General features: G+C 52.6%; 18 protein-coding genes and 1 riboswitch. Of the genes, 16 read left to right on the top strand and 2 right to left on the bottom strand.

The genetic code is table 11. The features are described from left to right. Positions 1-158: 158 nt before the first annotated feature. Positions 159-671: a GNAT family N-acetyltransferase gene (locus tag ACX1DY_RS30505; protein WP_458967869.1), complete on the bottom strand. Its 513-nt coding sequence runs from the start codon at positions 669-671 to the stop codon at positions 159-161. A 244-nt stretch (positions 672-915) separates the two neighbouring features. Here ACX1DY_RS30505 and ACX1DY_RS30500 point away from each other — a divergent pair, with 244 nt between their 5' ends. From ACX1DY_RS30500 to wsfD, 12 genes are all read left to right on the top strand, one after another. Beyond that, positions 916-1,203, top strand: a complete 288-nt coding sequence (locus ACX1DY_RS30500) for a hypothetical protein (RefSeq protein ID WP_028530565.1) — start codon at positions 916-918, stop codon at positions 1,201-1,203. Between the two features lie 25 nt (positions 1,204-1,228). Beyond that, on the top strand, positions 1,229-1,567 hold the full coding sequence (locus ACX1DY_RS30495; protein WP_458967868.1) for a restriction endonuclease subunit S: 339 nt from the start codon (positions 1,229-1,231) through the stop codon (positions 1,565-1,567). Next, positions 1,564-1,875 (top strand): hypothetical protein, encoded by a 312-nt coding sequence (locus tag ACX1DY_RS30490; RefSeq protein ID WP_458967867.1) that lies wholly within the window; start codon positions 1,564-1,566, stop codon positions 1,873-1,875. Before ACX1DY_RS30495 ends, ACX1DY_RS30490 begins: the two co-directional genes overlap by 4 nt. After that, positions 1,872-2,294, top strand: a complete 423-nt coding sequence (locus ACX1DY_RS30485) for a hypothetical protein (protein ID WP_458967866.1) — start codon at positions 1,872-1,874, stop codon at positions 2,292-2,294. Before ACX1DY_RS30490 ends, ACX1DY_RS30485 begins: the two co-directional genes overlap by 4 nt. Before the next feature lie 158 nt (positions 2,295-2,452). After that, complete coding sequence (locus ACX1DY_RS30480) at positions 2,453-2,974, top strand: GNAT family N-acetyltransferase (RefSeq protein WP_458967865.1); 522 nt, start codon at positions 2,453-2,455, stop codon at positions 2,972-2,974. Positions 2,975-3,164: 190 nt separating this feature from the next. Further along, positions 3,165-3,263: riboswitch (purine riboswitch) on the top strand. 65 nt (positions 3,264-3,328) lie between these two features. Further along, a complete protein-coding gene (locus ACX1DY_RS30475; protein ID WP_458967864.1) occupies positions 3,329-4,666 on the top strand; it encodes a 5'-deoxyadenosine deaminase in 1,338 nt (445 codons plus the stop codon). Between the two features lie 130 nt (positions 4,667-4,796). Further along, positions 4,797-5,810, top strand: a complete 1,014-nt coding sequence (locus ACX1DY_RS30470; RefSeq protein ID WP_458967863.1) for an ROK family protein — start codon at positions 4,797-4,799, stop codon at positions 5,808-5,810. A 70-nt stretch (positions 5,811-5,880) separates the two neighbouring features. Further along, positions 5,881-7,080 (top strand): MFS transporter, encoded by a 1,200-nt coding sequence (locus ACX1DY_RS30465; RefSeq protein ID WP_458967872.1) that lies wholly within the window; start codon positions 5,881-5,883, stop codon positions 7,078-7,080. Between the two features lie 59 nt (positions 7,081-7,139). Next, positions 7,140-7,262, top strand: coding sequence for a hypothetical protein (locus ACX1DY_RS30460; RefSeq protein WP_458967862.1), 123 nt, complete (start codon positions 7,140-7,142; stop codon positions 7,260-7,262). Then, entirely contained in the window at positions 7,255-7,458 is a 204-nt protein-coding gene (locus ACX1DY_RS30455; protein ID WP_458967861.1) for a hypothetical protein, read from the top strand. Before ACX1DY_RS30460 ends, ACX1DY_RS30455 begins: the two co-directional genes overlap by 8 nt. 406 nt (positions 7,459-7,864) lie before the next feature. Next, positions 7,865-9,763: an LTA synthase family protein gene (locus ACX1DY_RS30450; RefSeq protein WP_458967860.1), complete on the top strand. Its 1,899-nt coding sequence runs from the start codon at positions 7,865-7,867 to the stop codon at positions 9,761-9,763. Between the two features lie 9 nt (positions 9,764-9,772). Further along, complete coding sequence (gene wsfD / locus ACX1DY_RS30445; RefSeq protein ID WP_458967859.1) at positions 9,773-11,197, top strand: glycan biosynthesis hexose transferase WsfD; 1,425 nt, start codon at positions 9,773-9,775, stop codon at positions 11,195-11,197. A gap of 64 nt (positions 11,198-11,261) precedes the next feature. On the opposite strand, the gene ACX1DY_RS30440 is transcribed toward wsfD, so the two are convergent. Continuing rightward, positions 11,262-12,023, bottom strand: a complete 762-nt coding sequence (locus tag ACX1DY_RS30440; protein ID WP_458967858.1) for an AAA family ATPase — start codon at positions 12,021-12,023, stop codon at positions 11,262-11,264. 203 nt (positions 12,024-12,226) lie between these two features. Here ACX1DY_RS30440 and ACX1DY_RS30435 point away from each other — a divergent pair, with 203 nt between their 5' ends. From ACX1DY_RS30435 to ACX1DY_RS30420, 4 genes are all read left to right on the top strand, one after another. Continuing rightward, complete coding sequence (locus tag ACX1DY_RS30435; RefSeq protein WP_458967857.1) at positions 12,227-13,324, top strand: CgeB family protein; 1,098 nt, start codon at positions 12,227-12,229, stop codon at positions 13,322-13,324. Between the two features lie 31 nt (positions 13,325-13,355). Continuing rightward, positions 13,356-14,489 carry a CgeB family protein gene (locus ACX1DY_RS30430; RefSeq protein ID WP_458967856.1) on the top strand — a complete coding sequence of 378 codons (1,134 nt, stop codon included), beginning with the start codon at positions 13,356-13,358 and terminating at the stop codon, positions 14,487-14,489. 239 nt (positions 14,490-14,728) lie between these two features. Then, the gene (locus ACX1DY_RS30425; RefSeq protein WP_458967855.1) at positions 14,729-16,225 is read left to right on the top strand and encodes a glycosyltransferase family 4 protein; all 1,497 of its coding nucleotides are present in this window, start codon (positions 14,729-14,731) and stop codon (positions 16,223-16,225) included. A gap of 30 nt (positions 16,226-16,255) precedes the next feature. Then, positions 16,256-16,639 carry a hypothetical protein gene (locus tag ACX1DY_RS30420; protein ID WP_458967854.1) on the top strand — a complete coding sequence of 128 codons (384 nt, stop codon included), beginning with the start codon at positions 16,256-16,258 and terminating at the stop codon, positions 16,637-16,639. The last annotated feature ends 3 nt before the right edge of the window (positions 16,640-16,642 follow it).

Raw genomic sequence — 16,642 nt, 5'->3', positions numbered from 1 at the left:
AGGGACAAATTACACTGAGCCTGAACAATTTATTGTCAGGCTAGCGTCTTTAGGCGCAGTTTGGCAACAGGGGGTTATACCCCAAGTGCAAACCACCCGTTGGACGGGTGGTTCTGATTGTGAACTCCGCTGCCGCGTCCTTCCTCACCCCTTGCCGCCTACAGCTCCGGCCGGGCAATCCGCCACCAGATAAGGTCTTCAGTCTCGCGGTACTTTTGTGCTCCCAGGTGCTCAAGGACCTTGTGTGAGGCGGTATTGTCCTTTTCGGTATCGGCGATGGTCCACAAGGCCTGGGGATCGCTGAAAATCCACTCGCTAATGCGCCGCACTGCCTCGGTGGCGTAGCCCAACTTCCGGTGGCTCTCGTCTATTACATATCCAACGATGACTTCGCCTTGCGCATTCGGGCGGCCCTTAAGAATGACGAAGCCGATCAGACGCTGCTCCTCCCGCTGAATAACCGCCCAGTTGGTCAGCCAGGGATAGTTCAAGGGGTCCTGCAGTACCTTGGAGTGTCTAACCTGCATGGCGTATTGCATTTCATCATCCAGCACAGTTCCGCTGGGCTTCAGGCCGAACCCCTGCTCCAGTCCGGCGAAATTTACGCCCGCCAAGGATAGCTCCGCGAGTGTTAAAGGCCTTAGCTCCAGGCGATTGCTTACCAGTTTCAATAGAATACCTCCAGTTCCAATAGCACTGTTTATAGCTTTTTCGTGGAAAAAAATCCTAATCCATCCCCAGCATAATCCCGGGCTCTGCCCTCTGTCAAATCCTCCGCCGGCTCCCTGATTACCGCCAAATTTATGCATCACAAATTCCAAGGGAGCACCTCTGCAACTTACAGGAAAGTCCCGCACCGCCAAGGCTATAGCCGCATATGCTGTAGCAGGGCGTTTGAGCAAAGGAGACATGAAGGTGCAGAGTAAAATAACAAAGGTCCTGCAGCACATGGCCCATACGCACGAACAGATGGCGCGGATTCTCGATGCCGAACGCCACGTGGCCGTCCGTATGTCGCAAATTGTCCATGATCTGCCGGATGCAGAGCCGGATTTTGGCGGATTCAGCGAGCTGGTGGAAAGCACAGGTCAGGTGAACAAGAACATTATTGCATACTTGAACGCACTTGCCGATCTGGAAGAGGCGATGGCTGAAGGGGTAGGAAGAGTCATCAAGGAATTAAACGGTCCGGAAGAGGAGTAGCGTTAAAGAGAGCAGGAGGCGAAAGATGAGCAGAGAAAAAGCTTATCTGCAAATGCTGGAGTCGACCGCTACTATCCAGTGGAACATTGCGATGATTCTCGAAGCCAAAGCGGTGGAAGCGGAAAAAGTAAAGCAGTGGACCCAGCACCATATCCACCCTAGAGCGTTCGACTCCCATGAAGATCAGTTGAAGCAATCTATCTCCATTCACGAAGTGGTTGTAGAGCTGGTGGAGGGTTTGACCAAATTGGAAAACGGGTTGTACAGCAATCTAAAAGCAGTGCTGGGCAGCGGTGAAGAAGAGAGCGGAGGTTTAGGCGCTTTGACCAGCGAAGGCTTCGACTTCGGAGAAGACAGCAAATGAGCGGCGGGCTTCTCTCCGAACACGCCGTCAAGCTGGAGTTGATCCGCTCCATCGCCCGAAGTCAAGCCGCACTTGCGGACATTTTGGAGAGTATCGCGGAAATTACAGGGCAATCGGAGCTGACAGCCCGCAAGCTTAGCGACAATATCCGAATCTTAAGCCAATATCAAAGCTCGATGTGCCGGATGATATCCGGTATTTCGCTGCATCAGCCCAAACTGGGAATTCCTGCTGCGCCTTGGCTGAACAAGGCCGGCGCAGTCGGGAACCTCCAGAGTACATGGAGTACAGGAGGAGTAGAACGATGAAGAGAAAACAACTTGGGAAGCCGCGTTCAGGCGGCAGAATCCGCAGACGTACACTGCTGCTGTCCCGGAAGGCGAGGGTCCGCAAAGGCATTGGACGTAAATCACGCAGAAGACTTGTACCCCGGATAGGCAAGACCAAGAGAAGTCCTTTGCAACGCAGAAAAAGAAGAATCCGCCGCCGGATTGTTGTCCAGAAAATTCAGGTGGTTCAGCCGCCGGTGCAGGTCGTGCCGGCCGTGACAACCGTCGATGCGCCGCCCGCGCCGCAGGTGGTTCCGCTCCCCCCGGACTTGGGCGTCTCTCCGGAAACGCCCCCGGGAGACGCCTTTCAGCAGGGCTACACCGAAGCATACAACGTGGGATTCGACGCAGGTTTCGCCAAGGGCTTCGAGGACGGGCATAAGCTGGAGCTGGGCTGATGCGTCCAGAGTCACAGGAAGAGGCGCTCTATGGAGGCGGATGAAACAAGCCGCCTCTGTAAGCAGGACAATGAAGGATCGTTTCTGCTTGCCGGATATGGTAGACTTCTTTCAGAGTCTATACTGGTTCAGATGCCGAGAGGAAAGCAGGGATGGATATGAGTGGGAATGAGATTCGCAAGGCGCGAAGAGCGGATATCGGGGAGATCATGGAGCTGATTGCCAGATGTGTCCAAGTTATGCAGGACGGCGGAAGCGACCAATGGGACGCCAGCTACCCGAACAGAGAGATCATCACGCAGGATGTGGACAAGGGTACATTGTTTGTCTATGAAGAGCAGGCAGCCATATCCGCCATCATTGTGCTGGACGAGGACCAGGCGGAGCAGTACGAAGCCATTCACTGGTCGCAGGAGCAAGGGCCGCATCTGATTATGCACCGGCTGGCCGTTCATCCGGAGGTACAGGGCAAGGGCATCGCCCGCAAGCTGGTTGCTTTTGCCGAGGAATTTGCCCGCAGCGGCGGCTACAGCAGCATCCGGCTGGATACCTATGCCAAGAATATAAGAGCGCTGGCGCTGTATCCTTCGCTTGGGTATGAACGCAGAGGCGAAGTCGATTTTCCGGGGCGGACAGCGAACTTCCCTGTATTTGAGAAAGTGCTGACAACCGGAGCGTAATATTGGACAAGCATTCTATCGGCAAGCAACATACATGTTTATTTATTGCTTTTGTCAGTAAACATAACATGTAACGAATGAATTTGCGATAAAATTATCGAAATGGATGAAAAAATATATTAATGTCATTATTGCTAACCTATGTTGACAATAAAGTTGTCTTTATTCTATGATGGGATTATTCAGCAGGCAATTGAATAATCCTTTTTTTCGTATATCCTTAATAATTGGTTTAAGGGTCTCTACCGGGAACCGTAAATTTCTGGCTACGAAAATATGCTTAAGGCATATTTTTGTGGCCTTTTTGTGTTACAAAAGCGGCTAGGGCTGCAGAAGACAAGGGGGAAGATGAAGATGGCGAACATTCTGATCAAGAACGCAGAGATTATCACGATGAACAAGCAGGAGGAAATCATCCACGGAGATATCCGCATAAAGGGCAACATGATTGCCGAGATCGGCAGCGGTCTTGCCCCGCAGGGGGAGGAGACGGTAATAGATGCAACGGGCCGCACTGTTATTCCCGGCTTCGTACAGACCCACATTCATCTTTGCCAGACGCTCTTCCGGGGCAAAGGCGATGATCTTGAGCTGATGGACTGGCTGCGCAAGCGGATCTGGCCGCTGGAAGCGGCGCATGATGAGGAATCGCTCTACTATTCCGCTATGCTGGGAATTGGAGAGCTGATCTCCAGCGGCACGACAACGATTGTCGATATGGAGACGGTGAACCATACGGATTTTGCTTTTCAGGCTATTGCGAAGAGCGGTATCCGGGCTTTGTCCGGCAAGGTGATGATGGATCAGAAGAATGCGGATGCGCCTGCGGCGCTGCAGGAGGAGACGGCTGCTTCGCTGCAGGAGAGCGTCGATCTGCTGGAGAAGTGGAACGGCTACGGGAACGGCCGGATTCAATACGCGTTCTCGCCGCGTTTTGTAATTTCCTGCACCGAGCCGCTGCTGAGAGAGGTACGTGACCTGTCAGAGCGGTACGGGGTCAAGGTACACACTCATGCCTCGGAGAACCTGGGGGAGATCGAGATTGTTCAGGCGATGACAGGTATGCGTAATGTGGTCTATCTGGATCATCTGGGGCTGGCGAATGAACGCCTGATTCTGGCGCACTGTGTATGGCTGGATGAGGAGGAGCGGCGGATTCTGCGCGACCGCAGGGTCCATGTCAGCCACTGCCCCGGCTCTAATCTGAAGCTGGCCTCGGGTATTGCCGACACGCCGGGCATGCTGCAGGATCATATTCACTTAAGCCTTGGGGCAGACGGTGCGCCCTGCAACAACAACCTGGATATGTTCAATGAAATGCGCCTGGCCGCCATTATCCAGAAGCCGCAGCATGGGCCGACTACGATGGATGCGAGAAGCGTCTTCCGCATGGCAACCATTGGCGGGGCCAGAGCGGTAGGTATGGAGGATCAGATTGGCAGCATTGAAATTGGCAAAAAGGCCGATCTGGCGATTCTCAATCTCTACAATTTTCACACCTTCCCCTCCTTCGATGTAGACCCGATCTCCCGCATTGTCTATTCCGCTACCCGGGCCGATGTGGAGACAACCATTGTAGACGGAGAAATCCTGATGGACAAAGGGCTGCTGAAGACGGTGGACAAGGACACTGTACTGCATGAAGCCAACCGTTCCATAAAAAGACTGCTGTCATACACCCCGCTTGGTTAATTCTCCTGATTCGGCAGTGGGGGCATTGTTCCAATGCCCCAAAACATTGTCTTGAAGATAATGGCACACTGTTGTACATTTATTATTAATCTTATAAAAAGTAATTTAAAAGGATGTGGGCATATATCCTGTGACATACAGTACGTTACAAATTAAACAAATGAATATTGGTTTGGTGAAGCAGGCTTTAAAGACACAGGAGTCGGGAACGAAAGCGGAGATTGCCAGTCAAACCAGCCTGAGCATAGCCACTTGTAACACAATATTGAATGAGCTTGTTGCTACCGGCGAAGTGATAGAGCTGGGAGCGAATGAATCCAGTGGAGGAAGGCCCGCCAAAAAATATAAGTACAACGCTGACTTTGGCTCAGCCATTTGTTTGCTTGTGAAGACGAGTGGAGACCTTTACTCCATTGACTACAGCATCGTAAATCTGGTTGGAGACATCGTTAAAGAGGAGACGCTTGAGGAACTGAAGCATGTAGATATGGAGGTCATTGATCAGCTCATCGGACAGCTCGCAGGCGGGAGCAATCATGTTATGGCGCTAGGCATTGGAATACCCGGTGTCGTCTCCGGCGGTGTAATTGGGGTTTGCGATGTTCCTGATCTTGTTGGCAAGGCGTTAGGACCTTATTTGGAAGAAAAATATGAAATGCCTGTCACGGTAGAAAATGATATGAACATGACCGTCTACGGCTTTTATCATTTGCAGCATTTTGAAGAAGAAAAAACATTTGCTGTTGTCACCTTTCCTAAGAACCAATTTCCAGGTGCCGGATTTATCGTGGATGGACGAATATTGTCAGGGAATACGAAATTCGGCGGGGAAGTATCCTTTTTGCCTTTCGGCATTTCCCGTGAGGAGCAGCTGTGGCAGCTTCATACCGCTGAAGGTTTTGTCCGGCTGGCTGTTCATGTGCTAACCTCTGTGATTGCCGTCATTAATCCGGTCACCATTGCGATTACAGGGGAACTACCGCAGGAAGCGCAGCTTGACGATTTTCATAAGGGCTGCCTAAAGAATATACCGGAAGAGCATATGCCGCTGCTTTTCGTTCACAACGATACACGCCGGGAATATATGAAGGGAGTGATTATGACGACTTTGGAAGGCTTGAACTCCCCATCGCAATTTCATTGAAAAAAGACAATAATCAGGAAGAAGGAATACAGTGGGCAAGCGTGATAGCAAGTTCAACAAAACTTATGCCATGCAGTTGGCTACAATTTTTTTAGGATTCGTTATTTTTGGATTTTCGGAAAATATCAAAGGGCCCGCGATCCCGCGCATTCAATTTGATTTTATGCTGAATGAATCGCAGCTCGGGACATTATTGTCCCTGAACGCCCTTGGTTATTTGATCGCTTGTTCTTTTACAGCGTATTTAACTAGAATATGGGGAATCAAGACCGTAACGGTCACGGCTCTGGGCACGATGGCTGTTTCCGGCATACTCATTTACTTTTCGCACAGTTATCCTTTGTTCTCAGCCTCTTATTTCCTGATGTACATTGGGAACGGGATGCTGGAGATCGGCCTGGCCGTGCTGGGCGCACGTATATTTGTGAAAAACACAGGAACGATGATGAATTTATCCCACGGCTTCTACGGGCTTAGCTCCACGGTTGCCCCGCTGATAGCGACAGGGCTGATGAAGGTCACAATCAACGGACATACGCTGGACTGGCGCGGAATGTATCTGATTATGCTTTTATTGTCCGTGGTGCCGATACTTTTTGCGATGTTCAGTACTTTTCCAGGGGATAACGTTCAGCATGAGGAGCGCATCTCTTTTAAAAGCTTGCTGAAGGACCCGGTGCTATGGCTAATGGTGCTTATTCTCTCCTTTGGCGTTACATCGGAGCTGGCTGTGGGCGGATGGCTTGTGAACTTTCTGGAAAAAGCGTACAGTTGGGACACGATTACGGCTTCGGGGATGCTGTCCGCCTTTTTCTTATGCTTCGCGCTTGCACGGCTGCTGCTGGGTCCGTTAACGGATAAAATTGGTTTTACATTATCGTTGATTATATTTTCAGGCTTTTCGGCCGTCTGCACGTTTGTGGCGATCTTGGGCGGAGAAGGCTTGGCCTTTCTGTTTGCCGCTTCCGGCGCAGGTATTGCCATGATCTATCCGACGGTTATGGCGCTTATTGCCCGAAGATATCCCAAGGAAAGCGATACAGCAATTACTGTTACAGTTACGTTGATGGGATTAGGCAGTGTGATCGGTAATTATGTAGTCGGCGGGGTTATCGAAGCGGTCAAAAGGCTGTTCGGTGCAGATACACAGGTAGGGCTGCTTCGCGGGCTTCAGGCAGGATACGGAATTATAGGCTTATGTGCGGCGTTAAGTGCGGTCAGCGGTTTGTTTTTATATTTCTATCTATCCAAACGGAGAGAAATCATATAAGAGAGGAACAAGTGTGGTCGTAGGCGGCAACCCGGCTAAGTTCATTAAAGCAGTGTGAAATGATAAAATGCTCGCTGGATTATGCCACACATTCGGTAAAAGAGCTGTCCGACATGGCCCTGTTCATCCCGAAGTCTGACGATGCCGCACAGCGTGCAGAGGAGGGTGCTGGATATGGATAATGCCCAGTTTTCGAGCGCTGCAGCGGCTGTAGTCAATGAAGTATTCGGAGTTCGTCTTCAGGAGTACACGCTTGTTAAAAATAAAAAAACGCCGGGAATTGTTACTTACATGAGCAAGGGGACAGCTCCCGCAATCAAGGTATCCTATAATCTTAAAGGAGAGGTGTACAGTGTAGGGCTTATCCAAGCCCCCTGATCCTGCCATAAATAAGAGAATCAGAGACGCAGGCCAACAATCGGCCGCGTCTTTTTTTAATGATCAGTTGAACTAAAGAAAACATAAAAAGGGCAGAAGTGACGAAGGGGAAGTTTGGAACTGGAGGAGCGGTAGCGACCGCCTGAGAGCTTTCCGTAGGAAAGCTGGCATCGTAAGCATAAGCAGTCTGCGGATTTCCACCGCGAAGAGCGGTATAAATCAAGAAATCTGCAGGCGGGCAGCGGCCGGAAGTCCAAACATTCCCCGTAGTTACGACTAGACCCAATATGCGAAGCAGTTAAGACTTGTGATTCAGGATTCATTTGCTATACTAGTTAAATGTGATATTTTACAGAAAAAGAGAACTGGCTTTACAAAATTAATATACAAGTTAAGAGGGGAAGCAATGAATGAGCGTAAGCATGTGCGGGTGGGGGCACATTTCTATATTGTAGCAGGGCTGATCTGGCTGAAGCTGCTGCTGCTGAGAGGGCTGTTTTTTGAACGGATTGCCTGGGAATGGATCGCGGCGGATCTGGCTCCTGTGCTGCTGCTGATGGGGATTCTAGCATTTGTGATTCCTGCGAGGATGAAGACTGCGGTCTACTGGAGCTTCAACGGCTTATTATCGCTGATTCTGTTTGCGTCCAGTGTCTATTTCAATCATTTTGGCTCGGTGCCGACGTATCTGGCTTTCTATGAGCTTCATCAGGTGTTTCAGGTGAAAGAGAGTGTAGAATCGACCATTCAGAGTATTGATTATCTGTTTTTCGCGGATCTTGTGGTCATGATTGCTTACAGTCTATTTCGCAGATGGAAAAGAGGGCCGGCGCTGCCCTTGCGGCGCCATGTCTCGCCGGGAGCGCGGCGCGTCCAGTGGATCGTCATTCTGGCTGCGATTGTTGGTGGCGGCTCGCTGTCTGCTTACTCTATTCACGCAGCACGCGGCATTACGAATGAGCTGGTGCAGGCCGAGAGTGCCGGGTTCCTGAACTATGAGGTGTTCGCGGCTATTAAAGCGCAGGAGGATAATGGCCTCATCGGCACCGGAGACATCAAGGAAACCATTGCCAAGGTTGACACTCTTGAGGCTTCTTATTCTTACAGCAGCAAGCCTGCGGGGACCGTGCCGGATTACTTTGGTTCGCAAAAGGGCAAAAATGTAATTGTGATTCAGATGGAGGCCTTTCAGAACTTTCCGCTGCATCAGTCGCTGGAGGGGCAGGAGCTGACGCCGGTGCTGAACAAACTGGCCGGGGAAGGCTTTTATTTCCCGCATGTCTATCAGCAGATTGGCGCGGGCAATACCTCGGATGCCGAGTTTATGAGTAATACCTCCATTTATCCGATCGCCTCGCTGGCGATGTCAACGGGCTTCGGGGACCGGGTGCTGCCGAGCCTGCCGCGTCTGCTGGAGACTAAAGGGTATGAAGCCTACACCTTTCATGTGAACAAGGTCGGCTTCTGGAACCGCAATGAGCTGTATCCGGCACTGGGCTTCACAGGTTATTATGACAAGAGCTATTTCCATAATGACCACTTCAATTCCTTTGGCGCTTCCGACGAGCAGCTCTACATCACTGCTGTAGAGAAGCTGACAGAGCTGAAGAAGAAAGGAACCCCCTTCTATGCGCAACTGGTAACGGCTTCGAGCCATCATCCGTTCAAAATCCCGGATGCCTTCAAAAGAATCACCTTGCCGGAGAAGCTGAAGAATACAATGCTTGGTGATTATCTGACAGCCATCAATTACACGGATTATGCCATCGGCACGCTGATTGAAGGGCTGAAGCAGAACGGGCTCTGGGACAATACTGTGCTGGTGCTGTACGGTGACCACTTCGGCCTCCAGCCGCAGGATGTGCCGCCGGAGCAGGTGCAGGATGCGCTTGGAATCCCTTATGATTCGCGGGTCAGCCGCTTCAATATTCCGCTGATTGTGCATGTGCCAGGGATGTCAGCCGGGCAGGTTTTGGACCGGACCGGGGGGCAACTGGATATTCTGCCGACCCTTGCCAATCTGCTGGGTGTGTCGCTGAAGCAGGAAGGGTTCACGGCCTTTGGCCATGATCTGCTGAACATTGACCGCAACGTGGTTGGCATGCGGTATTATTCGCCGACAGGAACCTTTTTTAATGATGAGATTATGTTCGTGCCGGGGAAAGGCTTCGAGGACGGCGAAGCGGTGTCGCTGGACACGCTCCAGCCGGTCACTGATTTCAGCAAATACCAGAGTGACTATGACTATGTGCTGAAGCTGATGAGTTTGTCGGATGAATATGTGAAGCTGCTTCCGCAGCGGTAGGGAGGTACTATGAAACGATTATTCAAGGCGGAAAATCTCGCTGTGCTGGGCGGCTGCGGGCTGATCATTTATCTGCTGTTTCTGCAGCCGTTTGTCGGTGTTGCCGACAACGGCGATTTTTTGCGGATGATGAATACGGTCGGGCTGAATTACTATGATGCCGCTGAAAGCTATGCCGACCGCTTCTTCAGCTTCAGCCATGCAAGATTCTCCTATGAGAATTTGTTCAAGGGCTTTTATCCATCCTCGCAAATTTTGCTGGTGCTGGTGCCGAGGCTGCTGGCGGGGCTAGTGCATGGCAGCTATTTTGATATCCGTCTGCTGGCGGCGGTGTATGCCCTGCTGCTGCTGGCGGCTTCCTGGCTGATCGTCAAGACGGGCGCACGGGGCTCCTGGATTGCGGGACTGCTGCTGGGCGCGGCAATGCTGGTCGTATTTTATGACATCGGCTATTTGGCTTACTTCAATTCACTGTTCGGTGAACCGGTGTCGATGGTGGCCATGCTGCTGACCTTTGCGCTGGGGCTAAGACTGGCTATGCAGGAACGGCCGACCACCAAAGGTCTGACGCTGTTCTTCATCGCCGTGCTGTTTCTAATCTGCTCCAAAATTCAGAATGCGCCGGTGGGCCTCGCCTTCTCGCTGATCTTCCTGCGGCTGATGACCCTGGATGGGATGGGCAACTGGCGGAAGCTGGCTCTGCGGTTCGCAGTGGCGGTGTCCCTTGTATCTGTCATTATGTACGTCGCTGCTCCTAAAGAGCTGAAGCATATCAATCTCTATCAGACAGTTTTCTACGGGATATTGAACGAGTCGCCGGATGTGCAGGGGGATTTGCGTGAGCTGGGGCTTCCGCAGAGGCTGGAGGTGCTGGCGGGAACGAACTATTTTCAGACGGACACCGCCATTAAGCAGGATGATCCTTCGCTCCAGGCGGATTTCTATGACAGGGTATCCCATAAGGATGTGCTTTTCTTCTATATCAAGCATCCCTCGCGTCTTCTGGAGGGCATGAAATATGCCGCCAGCAACAGTATGGACATCCGTCCCTATTATCTGGGGAACTATGAGAAATCCGAGGGCAAGCCCGCAGGGGCGTTATCCTATACCTACAATCTCTGGAGCCAACTGAAAAAAGATTACTTGCCGCATACGCTCGGCTTCCTCTTAATCTTCTATCTCGTCTATTACGCAGGGGTGCTGCATGAGCATTTCCACAGCCGGAGGCGGAGCGAACGGATTGCCGCAGAGCTGCTGATGCTGCTCGGCCTGATTGGCCTCTTCTCCTTCCTGGTCCCGATTCTCGGGGATGGCCGGGCTGATATCGGGAAGCATTTGTTTCTGTTCAATGTCTGCTTTGATATGATGGCTGTGACGATGTTCGGCTGGCTTGTGCATAGGATCATTAAGGTTATAAAATTCTTTACGAAATAAAAATACACTCAAAGACACTTATACGGAAGCTATGTAACCGTGCAAGTGTCTTTTTTTGTTTCTTTCAGTCATCCCCCAGCAGCTCACGCAGCATCCCCTGGCGGTCATTCATAAAAGCTTTGGTGACTGTGTAGTGTTCTGTTTCTTCCAGCAAAGCGGGCCGGATGCCTCCGCTATCCAGCAGGTAAATGTCAGCGCCGGGGTAGGACATCAGAATCGGCGAGTGGGTGGCGATGATGAACTGCGAATGCTGCTCCACCAGCTCGTGCATCCGTACCAGCAGCGACATTTGCCGCAGCGGAGAGAGCGCCGCTTCCGGCTCGTCGAGAATATAGAGGCCTTGTCCGCCAAAGCGGTGGACAAAGGCGGCGAAGAACGATTCCCCGTGTGACTGCTCATGCAGTGACTTGCCCCCGTAGGAATTTTTAATCATGCCTCCCCCTGGCTCCTCATCCAACTGATCAATATAGGATGCCACATTATAGTAGCTCTCCGCGCGCAGAAAGAAGCCGTCCCTCGGTCGTCTCACTCCTTTAACAAGCCGCAGGTACTCATGCAGGCTGGAGTGCGAGGAACGGGTATTGAATGAGAAATTCAGCGTCCCACCTTCCGGGTTGAAGCCCCAGGCTGCAGCAATGCCTTCCAGCAGCGTAGATTTCCCCGTCCCGTTCTCACCGACAAGAAAGGTAACCCGGTTCTGAAAAGCAAGCCGTTCAAAGCTGCGGATTACCGGCAGATCAAACGGGTAGCTCTGAAAGGAAGGAACCCGTTCGCGGAGCAGCTCCGCTTGGCGGATATACAGCATGGCGTTGTCCATCGCGTACATTATCTCACTCTCCCAATCTTCTAATAGACTCATGGACAGCTTCTATAAGTTTATCCTGCGTGGATAAAATCTGCAAAGGTTCGGGCGAGTCGGGTGATAGACAGGGGGCATCTGCCAATTTCGGCAGGATACAGACATATGTCCATGAGGCGGATGCTGACTCCGCATATAGTTATATTGTCTTGAGAATATGACAGGGCAGGGTGAAAGCCGTGAAAGCAAAAAAGAGAAAACCGCGTCCGCAGGATTATCTCGACGGTTACGAGGAAGGTTACCGCCTCGGCTTGTGTGAAGCTGTGATGCGCCTGAATCCGCCGGTAGCGGGAGCGTGCCGGCCGCTTAAGCTGATGTATATCCCCCAGGGCTTTCAAGCCATTGATACAGGAGTAACAGAAGCCTTGCGGCAGCTTGTAAGCGAGCTTCTGATCGGCTCGCCGGAGACCATGCTGGAGATGGCGGCTCATGAGATGCCGGGGGCTGTGCTTGTAATGAACGGGCTGCATGTGTTCCCCGAGAATCATCTGGAGCAGATTGCGGAAATACGAAAATTGGGTATTACTACGGCGATCTGGTTTGTAGATGATCCTTATTTTACGAAGGATACTTCGGTTATTTGCCACCATTACGACCATGTATTTACGCATGAACTGGGCTGTGTGGACTTCTACCGGTCGCTGGGAGTGAATTCTGTTCATTACCTTCCACTGTGTGTCAATCCGCAAATGTTCTATCCGCGTCGCACCGGTCCGCAATATCAATACGATCTTGTCTTTATCGGCAATGCTTTCCGCAATCGGACAGAGCTGTTTGACGAGCTGGCCCCGTTTCTTCACGGTAAGAAGGTGCTGATTGCCGGCGGCTTCTGGGAACGTCTGACTACTTTTGAAGAGCTGTCGCCTTTTATTAAAGACGGCTTTATCCCGCCGGAGGAAACGGCGAATTATTACAGCGGGGCAAAGCTGGTCATTAACATTCACCGTCCGTGGGAGGGCGGGCAGGACAACCGGAACAGCTATCAGCTCCCCTCACGTTCGATTAATCCCCGGACCTATGAAATCAGCGCCTGCGGGACGCTGCAGCTGACAGATGTCCGTGACGATCTGGGCAACCACTATCGTCCGGGTAAGGATTTGGATATTTTCTCCAATGCTGATGAGCTGAAGCTCAAGATTGATCACTATCTGAAGCATGAGAAGGAGCGCCGGCAGCTTGCCCTTCAGGGGCTGCAGACGACACTTCGCCATCATACGTTTACAGCGCGTCTGCCTCATTTGCTGGATGTTCTTACTGCACAAGCGTGAAATCCAATTTGGATCAAAGGAGCGAATACTCATGAACAATGATTTTATTATGCCTGCACCGCCCTTTCTACAGACGCCTGCCGAAGAAGAGAAGCTGCGCGGACGGCTGAGCGGTTTTAAGATCGGGTACGATGAAGGCTATCTGCGGGGAAGACTCGCTATTCTGGACGGCCGGCCGGAGGAGCCGATTCCTGTCCGCAACATCCACGTTATGTACGTCGCTTCTGGAAAAGGGTACCCTTATTCACCGCTGGATGATGCGGTTCTCAATTCGCTGCAGAGATTAACTGCTCAGGTCACGATCACCGATGTGCGGAAGAATCTGGTGGAGCTTGCCGAAGCGCAGCGACCCGATCTGGTGCTGGTGCTGGATGGGATGGATTTGCCGCTGGAGCAAATTGCTTCGCTGCGCGGCAAGGGCATCAAGACAGCGATCTGGCTGACGGATGATCCCTATTACACGGATTTCACGATGAGAATTGTAGCGCATTACGACTATGTATTCACACTGGAGCTTAATTGTGTGGAAGTCTACCGTAGCCTTGGCTGCAAAGAGGTGCACTATCTGCCCTTCGCCGCCCACAGGGAGCACTATCGTCCGACGACAGGACGTTCGCCGGTGAGCCGGGACATCAGCTTCATCGGCTCCGCTTATTGGAACCGGATCAGCTTCTTCCGTGACATCATGCCTGAGCTGATGAGCTACAACACGATTATCAACGGCATTTGGTGGGACCGTCTGCCTGAGGCGCCGCTTTATGGGGAGCGCATCGAGATTGGCAAATGGATGTCACCGCAGGAAACGGCGCTCACCTATAGCGGCTCCAAGATCGTCATTAACCTCCACCGTTCCCACGTTGACGAGGTGGACAATAATAATAAGCTGTTCATTCCTGCAGCTTCGCCGAATCCCCGCACCTTTGAGATCGCAGCCAGCGGAACGCTGCAGCTTAGCGATGCCAGAGATGATCTGGGCTCATTTTACAAGGTAGGAGAAGAAATCGACACCTTCACAACCCCACAGGAAATGATGGAAAAAATCCGTTATTACCTGACCCATGAAGAAGAACGCCGGGAAATGGCACTACGTGCCTTTGAGCGTACGCTGAGCGATCACACATACACCAAACGCCTGCATCAGTTGTTAACTGTCATTTATGGCTGACTGTAACGGAGCGGGGCGCAGACAAAGTGAAAATGTGCGCATATCAGGGGACAGGTGTCGTGCCTGCATCTGTTCCCCCTCAATATACTGGAGTACCGGGCTCCGGCACTCGCCTGCAAGCAGTAAAGCGAATGCTTACGAAGTGAGTTTTATTATGAAGAGAGTCAGGAAGCGTTGCTCCGTAAAACTTTTAGGAGGTGAATGGCGGCTCCATACCTGCCAGGGAGCGCCGAAACACCATGGCCGACAAAGCGACAATCGTACTCTTTTCCCATGTATCCAATACACGCAGTATTACGGGTGCCGAGAAGCTGCTGCTGTTCTTCAGCCGGGAGCTCTCCCTCTACTTTAACTGCATTCTAGTAGCGCCCCAAGAAGGCAAGCTGACACGTCAGGCACGTAATTACGGTCTGAATGTGCAGCTGCTGCCAATTCCTCTGGTCTATGGAATTTACACACCATATGCCGGACTGGAAGCGGATATCCGCAAACTCCAGGACAGCCGGGAGTATCACGAGCTGAGAGACTGGCTTGCTGCACTGCGTCCGGCTTTTGTCATTACCAGTACTTGTGTTCATGTTTTGCCGGCGCTCGCGGCGAAATCGCTGGGTATTCCGGTGGTATGGAAGATTTCAGAGACGATAACGGATAATGATTACACTTCGATCAGTGTGGAGCTGATTCATAAGAACAGTGATGAAATCCTGGCTATTTCACATACGGCGGCGGCATGTTTTCCCGAGGATATCCGAGAGGGCAAGGTGACTCAGCTTCCGCCGTCCTGGAATGACACAGAGATCATGTTTGAGGCTTGGAGCAAGCTGCGGGGCGAGCGGCGGCGTGAATTGAAGGTGGCACCGGAGGAGCCGCTGGTCGGTTATGTGTCTTCCTTCATTAATAAGGAAAAGGGCTTGGAGCATTTCGTCAAGATGGCCGTCCTTGTATCTGCGCAGCATCCGAAAGCCAAATATATTGTTGTCGGTACACCCGGAGATAAAAGCTACTATGACCGTTGTGTACGCAAGGTGAAGCTGGAAGGATTGACCTCCCACTTCAAGTTTGTCGGTTATGAGGAACGTCTCTCCGAGGTTTATTGCGCGCTGGATGTGCTGGTTGTCCCCAGCCTGATCCGCGAGGGCTTCGGCATGACTGCGCTGGAAGGAATGGTATTCGGAAAGCCGGTGGTCGCTTATGATTCCGGCGGGCTGCAGGAAATTCTGTTGGCTGTAGGCTGCAGCGAGCAGCTTGTTTCTGTGGCGGACTTCAAAGGCTTGGCCGAACGGGTGAACAGCCTGCTGGCTGCGCCTGGGCTGGCGGCAGCGATCGGCAGTCAGGCGCGGGAACGCGTCGAGGCCGTCTATGGGCCGGCAGCCTACCGTGCCCGCCTGCTGGGGCTTGCGGAGAGGTGGCATCTCCGCTATTGCCTTGCGCCGCCGCCGGAAGTTGTCGGCGCACCAGAACTGCCCGCTGCCGAAGCTTCGGACAGCGGCATACCCGCCGCGGCGCAATCGCCGCCGCGGCGCAAGGGCCTTGCGCGCAGCAGCGTCCGGCTGCGTCGCGGCAAGCTCCGGCGCGGCAGGCTGCGCCGCGCCAAATCCCGGGCGCGTAGGCGCTCGCGCCCGGAACGCAAACGGCGCGCAGCGCCAGCCGCGCGCCGGAAGAGCCGCGGCGCGAAGCAGCGCCGCGCAGGCCACCGCGCGCGCCGCCCGGCGAAGCGGCGGCGCAAAGTGGCCTGAGGCCAGCGGGGAAACCGCTGGCCGGGACAGGTGCGGCTGTGTACCGCCGCACCCGAGCCGATCGCAGCTAACAACGGCAATTCTGCCGTTATAACCGCCGCACCTGCTCCACGCGCAGCCAATAACGGCAAATCTGCCGTTAATATCGCCGCACCCGCGCTAAGCGTAGCTAACAACGGCAAATCTGCCGTTATAACCGCCGCACCCGCGCTAAGCGCAGCTAACAACGGCAAATCTGCCGTTAAATCCGCCGCACCCGAGCCGATCGCAGCTAACAACGGCAAATCTGCCGTTAATATCGCCGCACCTGCTCCACGCGCAGCTAACAACGGCAAATCTGCCGTTAATATCGCCGCAAAATGCGGCTTCACATGTCACCCAGCGGCAGAATTACTGCTAATCAAAAGGGAGTGAACC

Source organism: Paenibacillus sp. BAC0078 (genome assembly GCF_054483875.1).
This window is presented reverse-complemented; position numbering and strand designations above follow the sequence as displayed.

Excerpts from the sequence above, each read along its gene's own strand:
- ACX1DY_RS30495 (WP_458967868.1), top strand. The coding sequence starts at position 1,229 with ATGAGCAGAGAAAAAGCTTATCTGCAAATGCTGGAGTCGACCGCTACT.
- ACX1DY_RS30490 (WP_458967867.1), top strand. The coding sequence starts at position 1,564 with ATGAGCGGCGGGCTTCTCTCCGAACACGCCGTCAAGCTGGAGTTGATC.
- ACX1DY_RS30485 (WP_458967866.1), top strand. The coding sequence starts at position 1,872 with ATGAAGAGAAAACAACTTGGGAAGCCGCGTTCAGGCGGCAGAATCCGC.
- ACX1DY_RS30480 (WP_458967865.1), top strand. The coding sequence starts at position 2,453 with ATGAGTGGGAATGAGATTCGCAAGGCGCGAAGAGCGGATATCGGGGAG.
- ACX1DY_RS30475 (WP_458967864.1), top strand. The coding sequence starts at position 3,329 with ATGGCGAACATTCTGATCAAGAACGCAGAGATTATCACGATGAACAAG.
- ACX1DY_RS30465 (WP_458967872.1), top strand. The coding sequence starts at position 5,881 with ATGCAGTTGGCTACAATTTTTTTAGGATTCGTTATTTTTGGATTTTCG.
- ACX1DY_RS30460 (WP_458967862.1), top strand. The coding sequence starts at position 7,140 with ATGATAAAATGCTCGCTGGATTATGCCACACATTCGGTAAAAGAGCTG.
- ACX1DY_RS30455 (WP_458967861.1), top strand. The coding sequence starts at position 7,255 with ATGGATAATGCCCAGTTTTCGAGCGCTGCAGCGGCTGTAGTCAATGAA.
- ACX1DY_RS30450 (WP_458967860.1), top strand. The coding sequence starts at position 7,865 with ATGAATGAGCGTAAGCATGTGCGGGTGGGGGCACATTTCTATATTGTA.
- wsfD (WP_458967859.1), top strand. The coding sequence starts at position 9,773 with ATGAAACGATTATTCAAGGCGGAAAATCTCGCTGTGCTGGGCGGCTGC.
- ACX1DY_RS30440 (WP_458967858.1), bottom strand. The coding sequence starts at position 12,023 with ATGTACGCGATGGACAACGCCATGCTGTATATCCGCCAAGCGGAGCTG.
- ACX1DY_RS30430 (WP_458967856.1), top strand. The coding sequence starts at position 13,356 with ATGAACAATGATTTTATTATGCCTGCACCGCCCTTTCTACAGACGCCT.
- ACX1DY_RS30425 (WP_458967855.1), top strand. The coding sequence starts at position 14,729 with ATGGCCGACAAAGCGACAATCGTACTCTTTTCCCATGTATCCAATACA.